Source organism: Micromonospora sp. NPDC048905, assembly GCF_040649655.1.
Lineage (GTDB): Bacteria > Actinomycetota > Actinomycetes > Mycobacteriales > Micromonosporaceae > Micromonospora.
Genome location: NZ_JBEZFV010000010.1, coordinates 22,120 through 38,790, shown reverse-complemented (window position 1 = coordinate 38,790; position 16,671 = coordinate 22,120). Strand labels below are relative to the sequence as shown.

17 protein-coding genes are annotated in these 16,671 nt (G+C 73.6%); 8 read left to right on the top strand and 9 right to left on the bottom strand.

What is annotated here, in order from left to right:
- Positions 1 to 47: 47 nt before the first annotated feature.
- Complete coding sequence (locus AB0C01_RS24660; RefSeq protein WP_357248650.1) at positions 48 to 860, bottom strand: DUF3097 domain-containing protein; 813 nt, start codon at positions 858 to 860, stop codon at positions 48 to 50.
- 184 nt (positions 861 to 1,044) lie between these two features.
- On the opposite strand from AB0C01_RS24660, the gene AB0C01_RS24655 reads away from it, so the two are divergent.
- Positions 1,045 to 1,839, top strand: a complete 795-nt coding sequence (locus AB0C01_RS24655; protein WP_357248653.1) for a hypothetical protein — start codon at positions 1,045 to 1,047, stop codon at positions 1,837 to 1,839.
- 27 nt (positions 1,840 to 1,866) lie between these two features.
- Here the strand turns inward: AB0C01_RS24655 and AB0C01_RS24650 are convergent, their stop codons facing one another.
- From AB0C01_RS24650 to fabG, 4 genes are all read right to left on the bottom strand, one after another.
- Complete coding sequence (locus AB0C01_RS24650) at positions 1,867 to 2,646, bottom strand: HAD-IIA family hydrolase (protein WP_007462546.1); 780 nt, start codon at positions 2,644 to 2,646, stop codon at positions 1,867 to 1,869.
- The gene (locus tag AB0C01_RS24645) at positions 2,639 to 3,691 is read right to left on the bottom strand and encodes a ferrochelatase (RefSeq protein WP_357248657.1); all 1,053 of its coding nucleotides are present in this window, start codon (positions 3,689 to 3,691) and stop codon (positions 2,639 to 2,641) included. Before AB0C01_RS24645 ends, AB0C01_RS24650 begins: the two co-directional genes overlap by 8 nt.
- Before the next feature lie 99 nt (positions 3,692 to 3,790).
- The gene (gene fabI / locus AB0C01_RS24640) at positions 3,791 to 4,558 is read right to left on the bottom strand and encodes an enoyl-ACP reductase FabI (RefSeq protein WP_357248659.1); all 768 of its coding nucleotides are present in this window, start codon (positions 4,556 to 4,558) and stop codon (positions 3,791 to 3,793) included.
- A 27-nt stretch (positions 4,559 to 4,585) separates the two neighbouring features.
- Positions 4,586 to 5,290, bottom strand: a complete 705-nt coding sequence (gene fabG, locus AB0C01_RS24635) for a 3-oxoacyl-ACP reductase FabG (RefSeq protein ID WP_357248662.1) — start codon at positions 5,288 to 5,290, stop codon at positions 4,586 to 4,588.
- A 154-nt stretch (positions 5,291 to 5,444) separates the two neighbouring features.
- Here fabG and AB0C01_RS24630 point away from each other — a divergent pair, with 154 nt between their 5' ends.
- From AB0C01_RS24630 to AB0C01_RS24615, 4 genes are all read left to right on the top strand, one after another.
- The gene (locus AB0C01_RS24630) at positions 5,445 to 6,674 is read left to right on the top strand and encodes a histidine kinase (RefSeq protein ID WP_357572212.1); all 1,230 of its coding nucleotides are present in this window, start codon (positions 5,445 to 5,447) and stop codon (positions 6,672 to 6,674) included.
- Positions 6,671 to 7,333, top strand: a complete 663-nt coding sequence (locus AB0C01_RS24625) for a response regulator transcription factor (RefSeq protein WP_357248668.1) — start codon at positions 6,671 to 6,673, stop codon at positions 7,331 to 7,333. The genes AB0C01_RS24630 and AB0C01_RS24625 overlap by 4 nt, the downstream gene beginning before the upstream one ends.
- A 99-nt stretch (positions 7,334 to 7,432) precedes the next feature.
- Positions 7,433 to 8,338 (top strand): alpha/beta hydrolase, encoded by a 906-nt coding sequence (locus AB0C01_RS24620; RefSeq protein ID WP_357572211.1) that lies wholly within the window; start codon positions 7,433 to 7,435, stop codon positions 8,336 to 8,338.
- Complete coding sequence (locus AB0C01_RS24615; protein ID WP_357572210.1) at positions 8,335 to 9,567, top strand: acyltransferase; 1,233 nt, start codon at positions 8,335 to 8,337, stop codon at positions 9,565 to 9,567. The genes AB0C01_RS24620 and AB0C01_RS24615 overlap by 4 nt, the downstream gene beginning before the upstream one ends.
- 324 nt (positions 9,568 to 9,891) lie before the next feature.
- Here AB0C01_RS24615 and AB0C01_RS24610 read toward each other — a convergent pair whose 3' ends face one another.
- From AB0C01_RS24610 to AB0C01_RS24600, 3 genes are read right to left on the bottom strand one after another with little or no spacing between them, the layout of a single operon-like run.
- Positions 9,892 to 10,842: a VWA domain-containing protein gene (locus AB0C01_RS24610; RefSeq protein ID WP_357248675.1), complete on the bottom strand. Its 951-nt coding sequence runs from the start codon at positions 10,840 to 10,842 to the stop codon at positions 9,892 to 9,894.
- Positions 10,839 to 11,837, bottom strand: a complete 999-nt coding sequence (locus tag AB0C01_RS24605) for a DUF58 domain-containing protein (RefSeq protein ID WP_357248806.1) — start codon at positions 11,835 to 11,837, stop codon at positions 10,839 to 10,841. Before AB0C01_RS24605 ends, AB0C01_RS24610 begins: the two co-directional genes overlap by 4 nt.
- Entirely contained in the window at positions 11,816 to 12,913 is a 1,098-nt protein-coding gene (locus AB0C01_RS24600) for a MoxR family ATPase (RefSeq protein ID WP_357572209.1), read from the bottom strand. The genes AB0C01_RS24605 and AB0C01_RS24600 overlap by 22 nt, the downstream gene beginning before the upstream one ends.
- A 242-nt stretch (positions 12,914 to 13,155) precedes the next feature.
- Here AB0C01_RS24600 and AB0C01_RS24595 point away from each other — a divergent pair, with 242 nt between their 5' ends.
- From AB0C01_RS24595 to AB0C01_RS24585, 3 genes are all read left to right on the top strand, one after another.
- Positions 13,156 to 13,386, top strand: a complete 231-nt coding sequence (locus AB0C01_RS24595; RefSeq protein ID WP_357248680.1) for a hypothetical protein — start codon at positions 13,156 to 13,158, stop codon at positions 13,384 to 13,386.
- A gap of 68 nt (positions 13,387 to 13,454) precedes the next feature.
- Entirely contained in the window at positions 13,455 to 13,934 is a 480-nt protein-coding gene (locus AB0C01_RS24590) for a PH domain-containing protein (protein WP_357572293.1), read from the top strand.
- A 43-nt stretch (positions 13,935 to 13,977) separates the two neighbouring features.
- Positions 13,978 to 15,492 carry a PH domain-containing protein gene (locus tag AB0C01_RS24585; RefSeq protein ID WP_357572208.1) on the top strand — a complete coding sequence of 505 codons (1,515 nt, stop codon included), beginning with the start codon at positions 13,978 to 13,980 and terminating at the stop codon, positions 15,490 to 15,492.
- A 42-nt stretch (positions 15,493 to 15,534) separates the two neighbouring features.
- On the opposite strand, the gene AB0C01_RS24580 is transcribed toward AB0C01_RS24585, so the two are convergent.
- The gene (locus tag AB0C01_RS24580) at positions 15,535 to 16,611 is read right to left on the bottom strand and encodes a phosphatase PAP2 family protein (RefSeq protein WP_357248685.1); all 1,077 of its coding nucleotides are present in this window, start codon (positions 16,609 to 16,611) and stop codon (positions 15,535 to 15,537) included.
- Positions 16,612 to 16,671: the final 60 nt, after the last annotated feature.

The following is a 16,671-nucleotide window of genomic DNA, read 5'->3' as shown; positions in this document are numbered from 1 at the left end:
GTTGGTCGGCGCGTACGCGGCTGCGTACGTGGGCGGGGTCGGGTGGGTCAGATGGGTTCGGTGACGAAGTCGATCAGGCGTTCCATCGCGTTGATCAGGGGTGTCTCCACGTCGGCGAAGCTGTTCACCCGGGAGAGGATGTGCCGCCACATCGCGGCCGGCTCGGCCACTCCGAGGGCCGCGCAGACCCCTTCCTTCCACGGCTGCCCCGGTGGCACCACCGGCCAGGCCGCGATGCCCAGCGCGGCCGGCTTCACCGCCTGCCAGACGTCCACGTAGGGGTGGCCGGTGACCAGCACGTACGGCGAGTTCACCCGGGCGACGATCCGGCTCTCCTTGCTGCCCGGCACGAGATGGTCGACGAGCACGCCGAGGCGTCGGGTCGGACCGGGGGCGAAGCCGCGTACCTCGGCGTCGAGGGCGTCGATGCCGTCCAACGGTTCGACGACCACACCCTCGATCCGCAGGTCGTCGCCCCAGATCCGCTCGACCAGCGCGGCGTCGTGGATGCCCTCCACCCAGATCCGGCTGGCCTTCGCCACCTGGGCGCGGACGTTGTCCACCGCCACCGAACCGGATGCCGTCCGTCGACGGGCCGCCGGCACCGACGCGCGACTCGGCCGGCGCAGCGTCACGGGGCGGCCGTCGAGCAGGAACGCCGCCGGCAGCAGCGGGAAGTTGCGCCGTTTACCGTGCCGGTCCTCCAACACCACCGCGCCGGCCTCGAAACCCACCACCGCTCCGCAGAACCCGGAGTCGGCATCCTCGACCACGAGATCGGGTTCGGCGTCCACCTCCGGGGTGACCTTCCGCCGTCGCCAGTCTCCCGCCAACACGTCCTCGCCGTATCGCCCCGCCATGTCGATCACGCTAAACCCAGCCCGCGCCCACCCCGGCCCTCGACACACCGCCCCGTCCCAGGACCGCCGACCACACACGCACGCCAGGGGCCGGGGATTGGGGCGAACAGGGCAGTTGGTGGCAGGCCGGGCGACCGGAGCGGCAGTCGAGACAGGGCCGGCCGGGACCACGTACCCTTTCGGCATGTCCACCCCCGCAACGGGCGCGGCCACACTCACGCCGCGCCGGTCGAGCCGGTTCGTCGCCTGGGTGCGCGCGTGGCGCGCCGGGTTGGTGCCGTACGACGAGGTCGCCGACGCCATCGCCGGCGACGAGGAACATCTCGTCGCGGACGCACCCGGCACCTGGACCGACGTCCCGCTGGGCGCCGCGCTGCCCACCCTGGCCAAGCTCTCCCCGGACGACATCCGCCTGGTGCTCCCCGCGCCGGGCGACCCCCGGGGGCTGCCCGGCCCCGGTGACTTCGCCGGCGCGGCGCTGGTCACGGGCGAGGCGGTGGTAGCCGGCGGGCTCGGGTTGATCCCGGAGGTCCGCTCGCACACCTCCGGCTCCGGGGACTGCTTCGAGACGGTGCTCTGGCGGGTCTACCCGCTGCCGGCCAACGCCCCCGCCGCGTCACTGTCGTTGCCCGGCGCCGCCGAGGCGGAGGCCGAGCTGGCCGCCGCGCTGGCCGAAACGACCGCCGCGCTGACCCGTCTCGACGTGGCCCAGTGGCGACCCGAGTTGGCCGGTGCGCTGGCCGCGCTGCGCCGTCCGGACGGCGCCACCGACCTGCCACCAGGCTTCGACCCGCGAGCCCGCCGGCTCTTCGCCCGCGCCGCGGTGCTCGACCGGGTGCTCGCGTTGGCCGGGCACGCCGCGCCCGGCGGCGCGATCAACAATTACGAGGCCCAGCAGCGCGACGCGGCTCTGCGCCCCCTCACCACGGCCTGCCGGCAGGCGCTGGTGGCCGCCTGCAACGCCCCCCTACGCCCCTGACCCAGGCGGCCCGGCGAGGCAGGTCGATCAGATCTCGTCGAGCAGGTCCGCGACCGAGTTGATGATCCGGGACGGGCGGTACGGGTAGCGCTCCGCCTCGGTACGACTGCTGATCCCGGTGAGCACCAGGATGGTCTCCAGCCCGGCCTCCAGGCCGCAGAGGATGTCGGTGTCCATCCGGTCGCCGATCATCGCGGTGGTCTCCGAGTGCGCGTTGATCGTGTTGAGCGCCGAGCGCATCATCATCGGGTTGGGTTTGCCGACGAAGTACGGCTCCACCCCGGTCGCCTTGGAGATCATCGCGGCGACCGAGCCGGCGGCCGGCAGCGCACCCTCCACGGATGGGCCGGTCACGTCGGGGTTGGTGCAGATGAACCGCGCCCCGTCGTTGATCAGACGGACCGCCTTGGTGATCGCCTCGAAGCTGTAGGTGCGGGTCTCACCGAGCACCACGTAGTCCGGTGCGAAGTCGGTGAGCACGTAGCCGACCGCGTGCAGCGCCGTGGTCAGCCCGGCCTCACCGATGACGTACGCGGTGCCGCCCGGCCGCTGGTCGGCGAGGAACTGGCCGGTGGCCAGCGCGGACGACCAGATCGACTCCTCCGGCACGTCCAGCCCCATCCGGCTCAGCCGGGCCGTGAGGTCACGCGGGGTGTAGATCGAGTTGTTGGTCAGCACCAGGAACGGCTTGCCGGAGGCGCGCATCCGGTTGATGAACTCCGGTGCCCCGGGCACCGGCTGGCCCTCGTGCACCAGCACGCCGTCCATGTCGGTCAGCCAACTCTGCACGGGCTTGCGGTCATGCATCGGTGCCCCCAGCAGGCGTCGGACGGCGGGTCGGTACGCAGCAGACGGTCGGGCAGGTGTCCCACATCGGCAGCTCGCCCAGGCGACGGCGCAGTTGCGCGCCGTCCGGGTCGGTCCGCTCGGTGATGAGCTCCCGCACCATGGTCACGAAGCGCGGGTCAACGCCCGGGGTGGCAGCCCGGACGAAGTCCAGGCCGAGCTGCTTGGCCGTTTCCAGCGCCTCGGTGTCCAGGTCCCAGACGACTTCCAGGTGATCGGAGACGAAACCGATCGGGCTGACCACCACCGAGGTGGTGCCGCCCTGCGCGAGGGCGGTCAGGTGGTCGTTGATGTCCGGCTCCAGCCACGGCATCTGTGGGGGGCCGGAGCGGCTCTGCCAGACCAGGTCGTACGCGAGGTCGGGGGCGGCGGCTGCGGCCACGAGCCGGGCGGTCTCGTGCAGTTGCGCCTCGTACCGGCCGCCGTGCGGGCCGGCGTTGGCCGCCATCGAACTGGGGATGGAGTGGGCGGTGAAGACCAGCCGGGTGGTGTCCCGCTTCGCCGGGTCGAGTTGGCCCAGGGCTGCCCGGACCGCGTCGGTGTGCGGCTCGACGAAGCCGGGGTGGTCCCAGAACTGGCGCAGCTTCTCGATCACCGGGGCGTCCGGGCCGACCGCGGCGCGCGCGGCGGCGATGTCCTCCTGGTACTGCCGGCAGGACGAGTAGCCGCCGTACGCGCTGGTGACGAAGGCCAGCGCCCGGGTGACCCCGTCGTCGCGCATCTGGGTCACGGTGTCGGCGAGCATCGGATCCCAGTTGCGGTTACCCCAGTAGACGGGCAGGTCGAGGCCGTGCGCGGCGAGGTCGGCGCGGATCGCGGCCAGCAACTCGCGGTTCTGCTGGTTGATCGGGGACACCCCGCCGAAGTGCTGGTAGTGCTCGGCGACCTCGGCCAGCCGCTCGGGCGGCACGCCTCGACCCCGGGTCACGTTCTGCAGGAACGGCATCACGTCCTCGGGCCGCTCCGGGCCACCGAAGGACACCAGCACCACCGCGTCGTACGACATGGGGTCATTCTTGTCCCTCGACCGCGACGGCCCGGCGACGCCCCCTGGTCCGGACGCGTGGATCACGCGGACGGGGGCCAGGGAGCGTCGCGGTAGAGCTCAGGAGCCGATGGCGTGGTAGCCGCCGTCGACGTGGACGATCTCGCCGGTGGTGGCCGGGAACCAGTCGGACAGCAGCGCCAGGCAGGCCCGCGCGGCCGGCTCCTGGTCGGTGAGGCTCCAGCCCAGCGGCGCCCGCTCGGACCAGGCCTCCTCGAACTGGTCGAAGCCGGGGATCGACTTCGCGGCGATGGTGCGCAGCGGCCCGGCGGCGACCAGGTTGCTGCGGATGCCCTGCTTGCCCAGGTGCATGGCGAGGTAGCGGGACGCGGACTCCAGGCCGGCCTTGGCCACGCCCATCCAGTCGTAGACCGGCCACGCCTTCGTCGCGTCGAAGGTCAGGCCGACCACCGCGCCGCCGGGCGACATCAGCGGCAGCGCCGCCATGGCCAGCGACTTGTACGAGAAGGTGGAGACGTGCAGCGCGGTCGCCACGTCCTCCCAGGGGGCGTCGAGGAAGCCGCCGCCCAGGCAGCTCTGCGGGGCGAAGCCGATCGAGTGCACGACGCCGTCGAGGCCGTCGACGTGCTCGCGTACCCGGTCGGCGAGGCCGGCCAGGTGCTCGGTGTTGGTGACGTCCACCTCGATGACCGGGGCCGGCTCGGGCAGTCGCTTGGCGATCCGCTCGACCAGGGAGAGCCGGCCGTAGCCGGTGAGCACGACCTGCGCACCGTTTTCCTGAGCGAGCTTCGCCACCGAGAAGGCGATCGAGGCGTCGGTGATGACACCGGTGACGAGCAGTCGCTTACCGGCGAGCAGTCCGGACATCGCTGATTTCCTCCGTAGTCAAAAGGGTTAGTGGCCCATGCCGAGGCCGCCGTCGACCGGGATGACGGCGCCGCAGACGTACCCGGCGCTGTCCGAGGCCAGCCAGGTGACCACGGCGGCGACCTCGTCCGGGCTGGCCATCCGGCCGGCCGGGATGGACTTGAGGAGCTCCGCCTTGCGGTCGTCGGTGAGGCCGGCGGTCATGTCGGTGTCGACGAAGCCGGGCGCCACCACGTTGGCGGTGATGTTGCGGCCGCCCAGCTCCCGGGTGATCGAGCGGGCGACGCCGACCAGACCGGCCTTGCTGGCGGCGTAGTTGACCTGCCCGGCGCCGCCGGCGAGGCCGACCACCGAGGAGATGAAGATCATGCGGCCCCACCTGGCGCGGAGCATCTTCGCGGAGGCCCGCTTGGCGACCCGGAACGCACCGGTGAGGTTGGTGTCCACCACCCCGGTGAACTGTTCCTCGGTCATCCGCAGCAGCAGCGTGTCGGCGGTCATGCCGGCGTTCGCGACGAGCACCTCGACCGGCCCCAACTCGGCTTCGACGGCGGTGAACGCGGCGTCGATGGAGGCCGCGTCGGTGACGTCGGCGCGGACGCCGAACAGCCCGTCGGGTGCCTCGCCGCTACGGTGGGTGACCGCCACCCGGTCGCCCTGCTTGGCGAAGGCCTGCGCGATGGCCAGGCCGATTCCCCGGTTACCCCCGGTCACCAGCACGGTACGGGCCACTGTTCCCCCTTGCTCAGCTGATCTCAGTCGCAGGCGAGCCTAGGCGTTACCAGTAGGTAAGCGCTAACGGGAGTCGTGTCACACCGGGGTACGACACGGGGATCAACCCCTGGTGGCACGCCTCGTGGTGGGGTCGGCCCGTAGCCTCCGGGTGGTGAACCGGCATCCGATCGCGGTGGCCCTGCGGGCCCTACGGCAGACCCTGGTAGGCCCGGACGCCCGGCCCGAACGGCCCCTGCTGGCCCGTTGGCCCGGGCCAGCCCGTTACGCCGCCCCGGTCGGTCTGCTGGCCGTCCTCGGCCTCTTCCTGATCACGCTGACGGTGGAGAGCGGCTGGGGCCTGCCGATGCCGATCGCATTGCTGTTCGCGGCGATGACGGTGGCGCCGCTGCTGGCGCTGCCCCGGCGTCCGCTGCTGGCCTGGCGGCTGACGGTGCTGGCCCTGCTGATCTGCACATTCAACGCGCCGGCCGTCCGGTCCTGGCCCTGGACCCCGCCGTTGGCGCTCGGGTCGGTCGCGGTGGTGGCGGTGGTCGTCGCGCGGGTCGACCGGCCGGTGCTGGCCTGGGTGGTGACGATCACCACGGTGCCGGTGCTGACCTTCGTCCACCCCAACAACCGGGTTCCGGTCCTGCTGCTGCTCGGCGCGCTGGCGATCGTCGGCGACCTGATCCGGCGCAACCGGCTGTCCCGGCGGGCGCTGGACGCGCAGACCGAGCTGAGCGAACGGGAGCAGGAGCGGCGCGCGGTGCTGGAGGAGCGCACCCGGATCGCCCGGGAGATGCACGATGTGGTGGCGCACCACATGTCACTGATCGCGGTGCAGGCGGAGACCGCGCCGTACCGGCTGTCGGACGTGCCCGCGCCGGCCGCCGCGGAGTTCGTCGCGATCGCCGCCTCGGCCCGCGACGCGCTCACCGACATGCGGCGGCTGTTGGGGGTGCTGCGCAGCGAGGCGACCGGTCCGCAGACCGCACCGCAGCCGGACCTCACCGACCTGGGCGCGATGGTGGACGCGGCGCGCCGGGCCGGGCTGCCGGTCTCCCTGGACGCCGAGCCGATCACCGACGACCGGGTGCCCGCCCCGGTCGGGCTGGCCGCGTACCGCATCGTGCAGGAGAGCCTGGCCAACGCGGCCCGCCACGCGGCCGGGGCCGCGGTGCGGGTCACCGTCCGCACCGGTCCCTCCGGGCTGGGGGTACGCGTCGAAAACTCCCCGGCCGACGTCCGACCGACCGCCGACGGCGGCTCCGGGCACGGGCTGACCGGCATGCGGGAGCGGGCCACCTCGCTGGGCGGTACGTTCACCGCCGGGCCACTGCCCGACGGGGGTTACGCGGTGGCGGCCGAGTTGCCGTACGACGCGGAAGGCGGGGACGCGTGATCAAGGTGCTGATCGCCGACGACCAGGCGATGGTCCGGCAGGGCTTCGGAGCGCTGCTCGCCGCCCAACCGGACCTGCTGGTGGTGGGTGACGCCGCCGACGGCGCGCAGGCCGTCGCCGCCACCCGCCGGCTCGACCCGGACGTGGTGCTGATGGACGTGCGGATGCCGGTCATGGACGGGCTGGAGGCCACCCGCAAGCTGCTCGGCGACCGGTCGGCGCAGCGCCCCCGGGTGCTCATCCTCACCACCTTCGACCTCGACGACTACGTGTACGAGGCGCTGCGCGCCGGGGCAAGCGGCTTCCTGCTCAAGGACGCCCCGGCGGCCGATCTGGTGCAGGCGGTGCGGGTGGTGGCGGCCGGGGACGCGCTGCTCGCCCCGGCGGTCACCCGCCGGCTGATCGCCGAGTTCGCGGCCCGCCCGGACCGCCGCCGGCCCCGCCCCACCGACCTGGCCGGGCTCACCCCCCGGGAGACCGAGGTGCTGCGGTTGATCGCCCGGGGTCGCAACAACGCGGAGATCGCGGGCGACCTGGTGGTCGCCGAGCAGACCGTGAAGACGCACGTCGGGCGGATCCTGGCCAAGCTGGGGTTGCGCGACCGGGCCCAGGCCGTGGTGCTGGCGTACGAGACGGGTCTGGTGGCCGCTGGCGAGTAGTCCCCCGGAGCCAGCCCGCAGACGGCTCCCCGGGACGACGACCACGCACCGCCCTCCCGCGCACTGTGCCTCCGGACGACATTCCGGAGGGAGAACGAGATGCGACGACGAGGTGCCAGCCGAGTGGCGCTGGCCGCGGTGCTCGGCGTGAACCTGGTCCTGCCGACCCGACCCGAGCCGGTCGCGGCGAGCGGGTTCGTGGAGGCGTACCCGGTCACGGCGGCGGCGATGCGCGCGGCGGGTCCGCCGTACGCGGACTGGGCGGCCGACGGGCGTCGTTTCCTCTCGTTCGACAGGCGCGGCGACGGCCGCGCGGTCGAGGTGCTCGGCGACCTGGCCGACGCGGACCGGATCGTGGTGCTGGTGCCGGGGGTGGGCAGCACCCTGGCCGACTTCGACAGGGGTTTGGGCGGGGTGTCCGGGCGGGCGCCGGCGACGCAGGCCCGGCAGCTCTACCGGGAACTGCGGGCGAGCGAGCCGGCGGCGCGGGTCGCGGTGCTGGCCTGGCTCGGCTACGACCCGCCCGACGGGGTGTTGACGGCCGCCGGTGGCCTCAGCGCCCGGCGCGGCGCGGCCGGGCTGGCCGGACTGCTGCGGGAACTGGCGGCGCGTCGTCCGGCGGCGACGATCACCCTGGTCGGGCACAGCTACGGGTCGCTGGTGGTGGCCCTGGCGGCCGCGGACGCCCCGGCCCAGGTCACCGACGTGGTGAGCCTCGGCGGCGTCGGCGCCGGGGTGCAGCGCGCCGACGACCTGCCCGGCGGGCGGCGATTCTGGGCGGCGGAGGCGAGCACCGACTGGATCCGTCGGGTTCCGCCGGTACGGCTGCCCGGTCTCGGCTTCGGCCGCCGCCCCGGCGACCCGTCGTTCGGCGCCCGCACCCTGCCGGCGGGAGGGGTGACCGGGCACGACGGCTACCTGGCCCCGGGCAGCGCCACGCTCGTCGCGGTGGCGGCCGTCGTGCTGGGCGCTGTCGACGCCGACCGGGTCGGGGACCCGCGGTGAACCGGGACCGTACCGTCGACGCGTTGCGGGCGTACGCCATCGGCGGGGTGGTGCTGGGGCACTGGCTGGTCACCGGGTTGGTGCTGACCGGCGACGGGGGGCTGCACCAGGCCAGCCCGCTCACCGCGTTGCCCGCTCTGGCCCCGGTGACCTGGGTGTTGCAGACGCTCGGGCTGTTCTTCTTCACCGCCGGCTTCGGCTCGGCCCGGTCGTTGGCCGGTCACCGGGGCGGTGCGGGTGGCTGGTTGGCCGGTCGGCTGCGCCGGCTGCTGCTGCCGACGGTGGCGCTGCTCGGGGTGGGTGCCGCCGTGTTGCTCGCCGCCACCGTGGCCGGCACCCCGGACGACACGCTCGCCGTCGCGCTGCGGCTCGCGATCAGTCCGTTGTGGTTCCTGGTGCCGCTGGTGTTCCTCATCGCGATGACCGGACCGCTGCGCGCCGCCGTCCGCCGGTGGGGGTTGGGCCGTTGCGTCGTACCGGCGGTGGTCGTGGTCGCCGCGGCGGACGTGGCGGTGCGTCTGCTGCCGGCCGGCGGCCACCTGCCACCGGTCAGCGTGGTGGCGGCCTGGTCCGTGCCGTACCTGCTGGGCGTGGCGCACGCCGACGGGCGGTTGGCCGGCCGACGGGCGGCGGGCATGCTCGCGGCCGGCGGCGTGGCCGCGCTCACCGCGGTGCTGGCCCTGGGCTACCCGGTGAGCGCGGTCGGCGTGCCCGGGGCCGGGGTGTCCAACCTGAACCCGCCGTCGCTGCTGGCCGTGGCGCTGGCGGTGACCCAGGTCGGGCTGGGGCTGCTCGCCCGGCCGGCGCTGGAACGGCTGCTGGCCCGGCCGGTGCCGGGCCGAGCGGTGACCGAGGTGAACCGTTGCGCGTTCCGGATCTATCTGTGCCACCAGCCGATACTGGTGGGGGTGACCGCGCTCACCGCCCGCGGCGGGCTGGCGCTGCCCGGGTTGCACACCGTGCCGGACGGCCCGGGCTGGGTGCTGGCGCGCTTGTGCTGGCTGCCGTTGCTCGCCGCGGTGCTGGTCACGATCGTGCGGACGGGCCAGTCGCGGCCGGGGCGCCGACCGGGCGGTGGAGGGGTCGCCGGCCGGTCGGCCGAGTGCGTCTCGTCGGCTGCGCAGGTGTACGATCATCGACGTTCCGGCCGGCCCGACTTGCAGGAGGTGATCGCTGTGCGAGATAGCGATCCTCCCAGTCGTGGCCGGGCCGATGGTCAGCCCCGCTGAGCCACGACTCAGTCTGGTGAGCTGACCCCGCTCCGCTCCCCCACTCCTCGGCACACGCCGAGGAGTGTGCCGCGCCGTCCGGTTCGCCGACGGTCGTCGGGAGCCGCCCGGTCACGACTTCGTGTGCGCGTCCCCACCCCCTGCGGTCCGCCCCCGCACGCGGACCGTCCAGCCGCCACCCGGAGCCGTCCATGAGCCGCTACGTCGCCCCGCTGGGCTTCACCCTCGCCGCCGTCTGGGTGGCCATCGTCTTCGTACTCGCCGGCGGCGGCCACTGAGGTGGTGCTGACCGGCGGCGGTCGGTGACCGCCGCCGGTGCACCGCTCAGAGCATCCGCGACGACCACACCAGGCTGAGCGCCCCGGCGCAGAGCGCCAGCAGCAGCGCCAACCCGGCGTACCACTGGGTCACCTCCCGCGGCTCGGTCCGGAAGCCGATCGAGCTGCCCATGTCCTGATAGACCTGCTTCAGCTCGCTCACCGAGGCCGCCTCGTAGAAGTAGCCCTCGGTGGTCTCGGCAAGCTCGGCCAGGGCCAACCGGTCCACCGGCACCCGCTGCAACTGCCCGCCGATGTCGACCTGGCCGGTGTCGGTGCCGAACGCGATGGTGGAGACCGGGACGTTCGCCGCCTGGGCGGCGGCCGCCGCCTCCTCCACCGCCCGCCCGGAGGTGCGGAACCCGTCGGAGAGCAGCACGATCCGTGCCGGCGGGATGCCCGCCGCGCCGTCGGCCGGCACCGACCGGATCGCCTCCAGGCAGGTGAACACCGCCTCACCGGTAGCGGTCGCCTCGGCCAGCACCAGACCGTCGATGGCGCTCGTCACCGCGTCCCGGTCCTTGCCCGGCGGCACCAGCACGTTCGCCGCCTTGGCGAACGACACGAGACCCAGGTTGTAGCTCTCCGGCAGCTCACCGACGAACTGCTTGGCCGCCTCCTGCGCCGCCTCCAACCGGTTCGGCGCCACGTCGTCGGCCTGCATCGACAGCGACACGTCGATGGCGAGCATCACGGTGGCCCGCTCCAGCGGCTCCCGGGTGTCCACCGCCGGCCGGGCCAGCGCGGTGGCCAGCACCAGCAGGCAGAGCAGGAACGCCGTCGCCGGAACGTGCCGACGCCAACCGAGCCCCTTCGGGGCCACCGTACGCAGCAGGTCCACATTGGTGAACCGCATCGCGAACGCCCGCCGGTGCAGCTGCCGCCACACGTAGAACGCCGCGAGGGCGAGCACCGGCAGCACCGCCAACAGCCACCACGGTTGCATGAAACGGATCATCGTGTCGTCCCCCGGGTACGCGCGTGCCGCTGCGCGGCCACGAATCGCACCATGTCCAGCAGCCAGTCTCGGTCCGTACGCAGACGCAGGTGGGCCGCGCCGGCGCCACGCAGGGCGGCGGCGATGGTGGCCCGTTGGGCGGTCGCGGCGTCGGCGTAGCGCTGCCGCAGCCGTGGATCGGCAGTCTGCACCTCGTGCAGCTCGCCGCTCTCCGGGTCGACCACCGGCAACACCCCCACGTCGGGCAACTCCAGCTCGCGCGGGTCGATCACCTCGATCGCGAGCACGTCGTGGCGGACCCGCAGCTTGCGCATCGGCCGCGCCCACTGCTCGGCCGGCGCGAGGAAGTCCGAGATCACCACGGCCACCCCGCGCCGCCGGGGCGGACGGTTGAGCATCTCGATGAGAGCGCCCAGGTCACCACGGCCCGGCTGGATGGCGGTGCCGGCGAGGGTACGCAGCAGGCCCTGCGCCTCCTTGCGACCGGAGCGGGCCGGCAGCCGGGTGAGCACGCCGGGGCCGGCCGGCGGTGCGGCTCCGCCACGCCAGCGGCGGGCCGGTGCGGACACACCGCCACCGGTGCCGATCACCGCGCCGATCCGGTTGCCGCCGCGCACGGTCAGGTGGGTGACGGCTGCCGCGGCGGCCACCACCACCTCGCGTTTGAGCCACTTCCCGGTGCCGAAGTCCAGGCTGGCGGACAGGTCCACCGCCAGCCAGGTCTCCAGTTCCCGGTCGGCGACCGTACGCCGCACGTGCGGTGTGGTGGTCCGTGCGGTGACCGGCCAGTCCATCCGGCGCACGTCGTCGCCCGGGCGGTACTCCCGGGATTCGCCCGCCTCGCTGCCCGGCCCGGGCAGCAGACCGGCGTAGTCGCCCTGGAGCAGACCGTCGAGTTTGCGGGTGACGAGCAGTTGCAGCCGGGACAGCACGGCCTCGCTGCGGTCGGGGGCGGGACGAGGGGTGGGTGAGGTCACGGCCGCTGCCCGGGCCAGCCAGCGCCCGGCGGCGGCGCGGTCGTCGGGCCGGTGGCCTGCTGCCGGGGCGCGACCGCCGGCAGGGGAATCGTCGACATCACCCGGTGCACGATGTGGTCGGCGGGCACGTCGTCGGCGAGCGCGTCGTAGCTGAGCACCAACCGGTGCCGCAGGATGTCCGGCGCGATGTCCTGCACGTCCTGCGGCAGCGCGTAGTCGCGCCCGCGCAGCAGCGCCAGCGCACGCGTCGCCCGGACCAGGCCCAGCGAGGCGCGTGGGCTGGCCCCGTACTGGATCAGTTGCGCGACGTCGGGCATGCCGTGCTCGGCGGGGGTACGCGTCGCCAGCACCAACCGGACCGCGTAGTCGACCAGGGCGTTGTGCACGAAGACCTGGTCCGCCTTGCGTTGCAGGGCGACCAGTTCGGGTGTGTCGAACACCGCGGTCGGCTCGGGCGCGGAGACACCCATCCGGTAGACGATCTCGCGTTCCTCCGCGTCGGTCGGGTAACCCACCACGATCTTCATGAGGAACCTGTCGCGTTGCGCCTCCGGCAGCGGGTAGACGCCCTCCTGCTCGATCGGGTTCTGGGTGGCCATCACCAGGAACGGGTCGGGCACCCGGTGGCTCTCGCCGCCGATGGACACCTGCCGCTCGCTCATCACCTCCAGCAGCGCGGACTGCACCTTCGCCGGAGCCCGGTTGATCTCGTCGGCGAGCAGGAAGTTGACGAAGACCGGCCCCAGCTCGACGTCGAACTTCTCGCTGGACTGCCGGTAGATGCGGGTGCCCATGATGTCGGCGGGCACCAGGTCCGGGGTGAACTGCACCCGGGCGAACGACCCGCCGACGACCTTGGCGAGGGTCTCCACCGCCAGGGTCTTGGCGACCCCGGGCACTCCTTCGAGCAGGCAGTGACCGCGAGCGAGCAGTGCGACGAACATCCGCTCCACCATCCGGTCCTGCCCGACGATCACACGTTTGATCTCGAACAGCGCCTTCTCCAACAGAGTGGCGTCCTGCGCGGGGGTGGTCACCGGCGCAGGTGCCGCTCCGTTCGGCGTCGGGGCGTCGGGCATGGTCGGCTGGGCCACCGGTCCTCCACAGCGTTTGTCGGTCGTCGCGGCTCGTGCGGTATCAAGACTCGCATGCCTTGCTGAGTGTCGAGGTGGGGAGAAGCCGATTTTCGCCGCGCCGTCCCCGGCAGCAGAATCGCCCGTCGAGGGTGTGCCTGGACCGGCCTGCCGCGTGTACGATTCACCCCGTCGCCGGGCGGCTCCCCCCGTGGTCGCCCGGCGATCAAACTTCCCGTGCGGCCACCCCTAGACTGGCCCGGATGAGCATCCCCTCCACCGCCGACGACGCCCTCGTCTGTTCGGCCCGCGGCTGTCGGGCCGCCGCCGTCTGGGCCCTGGAGTGGAACAATCCCCGGCTGCACGACGCCGATCGGCGCAAGACCTGGCTGGCCTGCGCCGACCATCGGACCAGCCTCGGTGACTTCCTGGACGCTCGCGGCTTCCTGCGTGCCGTCACCGCGGTGCCCGGATCGCCTACGCTCGACACGTGAGCACCCCCGGCGCCCCACCGCCTTCCGGACCCGACGCCTCGACGGCCGCACCGGCGGGCCGCGGGCCGCTGGAGCCCTGGCCGGACACGGTCGACTGGCAACCGATCTCCACCGACCTGATCTGGGTGGAGCTGATCCGGCTGGCGATCGTCGTCGCCATCGGGCTGGCGGTGACGGCCGTCGGCTGGGCGCTCAGCGGCCAGTGGCTGTTCGGGCTCGCCGTCGCCGTCGTGGTGGTGCTCGGCGTGTGGCGGGCCATCGCGATCGGCCGGGCGGTCCGGGCCTGGGGGTACGCCGAGCGGGAGAACGACCTGCTGGTCCGGCACGGGTTGCTGGTCCGCCGGCTCTCCATCGTGCCGTACTCGCGGATGCAGTTCGTCGACGTGAGCGCCGGGCCGTTGGAGCGCGCCTTCGACCTGGCCACCGTGCAGTTGCACACCGCGGCGGCGGCGAGCGACGCCCGGGTTCCCGGGCTGCGGCCGGCGCAGGCTTCCCGGCTGCGCGATCGGCTCACCGCGCTCGGCGAGGACCGGGCGGAGGGGCTGTGAGCGCCCGCGCGGGCAACCACCGTCCCCGCCGAGGGTCGCTGCGATGAGCGACGGGCCGAGCGCCTCGCCACCCGCTGGCCCGACGCCACCCGGGCCGGTGCTGCCCGCTGGCCCGACGCCACCCGGGCCGGTGCTGCCCACTGGCCCGGCAGCCACTGGCGTGCCAGGCACCGACGCGGCTCCCGCCGACCCGTTCGGCGCGCCCGAACCGTGGCCGGCACCACCCGGCGGCGGCGAGGGCGAACCCCGGCAGCGACTGCACCCGCTCAGCCCGGTGCTGCACGGCGCCAAGTCCCTCGTCGTGGTGATCGCCGGGCTGTCCTGGTCGACGCTGTCCCGGGTCGGCTTCGGCTGGTTCGCCGCGATGGTGGCGGTGCTGGCGCTCGGCGCGACAGTGCTGTCGGTGATCAGCTGGTACAACACCGGCTACCACGTCGTCGGCCGGGAACTTCGGGTGTACGAGGGGCTGCTCTGGCGGCGTACCCGGGCCATCCCGTTGGAACGGTTGCAGGCCGTGGAGGTGGTCCGGCCGCTGCTCGCCCAGCTCACCGGCCTGGCCGAGCTGCGCCTGGAGGTCGTCGGCGGAGGCAAGACCGAGGCGCCACTGGCGTACCTCGGGGTGACCGACGCCGCCCTGCTGCGCGAGCGTCTGCTGGCGCTGGCCGGGCGGGTGGCGCAGCTACCCGCGCCCGGCGACGCGACCGCCCCGGTGGCCCCGGGTGCGACGGCGCCACCGGCGGCCGCGCCCGGCCGGCCACTGCACGCGGTACGCAACCAGAACCTGCTGGTCAGCCAACTGCTCACCCCGCAGGCGTTCCTGCTCCCGTTCGGTGTGGCCTTCGTCGTGGTGCAGTTCCTCACCGCCGGGTCGTGGTCGTTCGTGGCGGTGGCGAGCACCCTGACCGCGATGGCGGGTGTGCTGCTGCAACCGATCCGCCGGGTCCTCGACGACTGGAACTTCCGGCTGGCCCGCGACGGCGCCACGCTGCGGGTGCACAACGGTCTGCTGGAGACGCGGGCGCAGACCGTGCCGCTGGAGCGGGTGCAGACCGTGCGGGCCACCTGGCCGCTGCTCTGGCGGATGAAGGGCTGGCTGCGGCTGCGGCTGGAGGTGGCCGGTTACTCCGTCGCGGAGGCCGACGACCGCAGCCGGCCCGACCGGCTGCTGCCGGTCGGCGACCTGCCGACGGCGACGATGATCGTCGCCGAGGTGCTTCCCGGGGTACGCCTCGACTCGCTCCCGCTGAGCCCACCTCCGCGCCGGACCCGTTGGCTGCACCCACTGGGCCGTGCCGCCTTCGGCGCGGGGCTGTTCGAGCGGGTCTTCGCCACCCGGTCCGGGCGGCTCACCCGGCAGCTGGTGATCGTGCCGTACGCCCGGATCCAGAGCGTGCGAGTGGTCCAGGGGCCCATCCAGCGCCGTCTCGGGTTGGCCACCGTGCACGCGGACACCGCGGGCGGCTCCGGCGCCACCGCCCAGGACCGCGACCTGGCAGAGGCCTGGTCCCTGGCTGCGGACCTGACCGAAAGAGCCCACCAAGCCCGCACCCAACCCTGACCCGCCGGCGCCGCCCCCGGTGGCGGGGGGCCGGGGTGGGGGTCAGTGGTCGGCGGGGATTGCGGGGTGGGTTGTGGTGGTGTCTGGTTGTCGGGGGGTGGGGGCCTCGCCGGGCGGGGGGTCGGCGGGATTCGGTGGGGGTTCCGTGGCCGACCTGGCGCGCGGGTGGCGGACGCGCCACGCTGCCCAACCACGCTCCGCCAGACCGACCACCAGGAACGTCAGCCCCACGTACGCCCAGCCGACCAGCACGTCGATCACGTAGTGCTCACCCGAGTAGACCAGGGTGAAGGTCATCGCCAGCGGGTACGCGAGCAGCAGCGGCCACCAGCGACGGCGGGTGGCGGTCAGGAAGAACAGCACCACGAACAACGCCCACGCGGTGTGCAGCGACGGCATCGCGGCGACCGGGTTGGAGGCGATCTGGCCGGCGTTGAGCACGTTGCCGGCGCCGTGCATGCCGAACGCCTTCCAGCCCCGGGTCGAGATCCGGGCGACCTCGGTGAGCAGGCCGTTCTGCGCCGCCCACCAGGGCGGGGCGGCCGGGTAGATGAAGTAGGTCACCAGGCCGGCGGCGCAGAGGAAACCCCAGCGCCGCATGTACGCCGCCCAGCGGTGCCGGTCGCGCAGCCAGAGCACCGCGGCGGCGGTCAGCGCCACCACGAAGTGCGAGAAGTACACCCAGCTCGCGGCGACGTCCCACCAGTGCACCTGCGGGTGGTAGAGGTGCTGCTGCAACCAGACGGTGGGCACCTCCCCGCCGGTGGCCCAGCCGAACATGAACCGGTCGGCGACGATCAGCTCCATCGCGTGCGGCGTGGCCCCGTTGTCGGCGAACCCGCGCGAGAGGTTGTAGATCACGAACAGCAGCACCACCGGCACCCAGTCCCGGGCGAAGCGCAGGTGGCTGCGCCAGGGCCGGTCGCTGTTCCAGGCGATGGTCGCGAGCCAGATCCAGACGAAGGCGTACGTCGGGTCGGTGGGCAGGCCGATGGCCAGCCACGCGGCGACGAAGGCGACCGCCCAGACGGTCATCGCGACGACGCGCCGACGACCCCCGTCCGGGGACGCGGGCGGGTCGGTCCGGGCGGGGGGCTGGGGGTCAGTCACGACGGCCATCGTCGTCAAGGTTAACGACGGGTACGGCATCGACCGACGGGGACCACCCGGTGCTCGTCG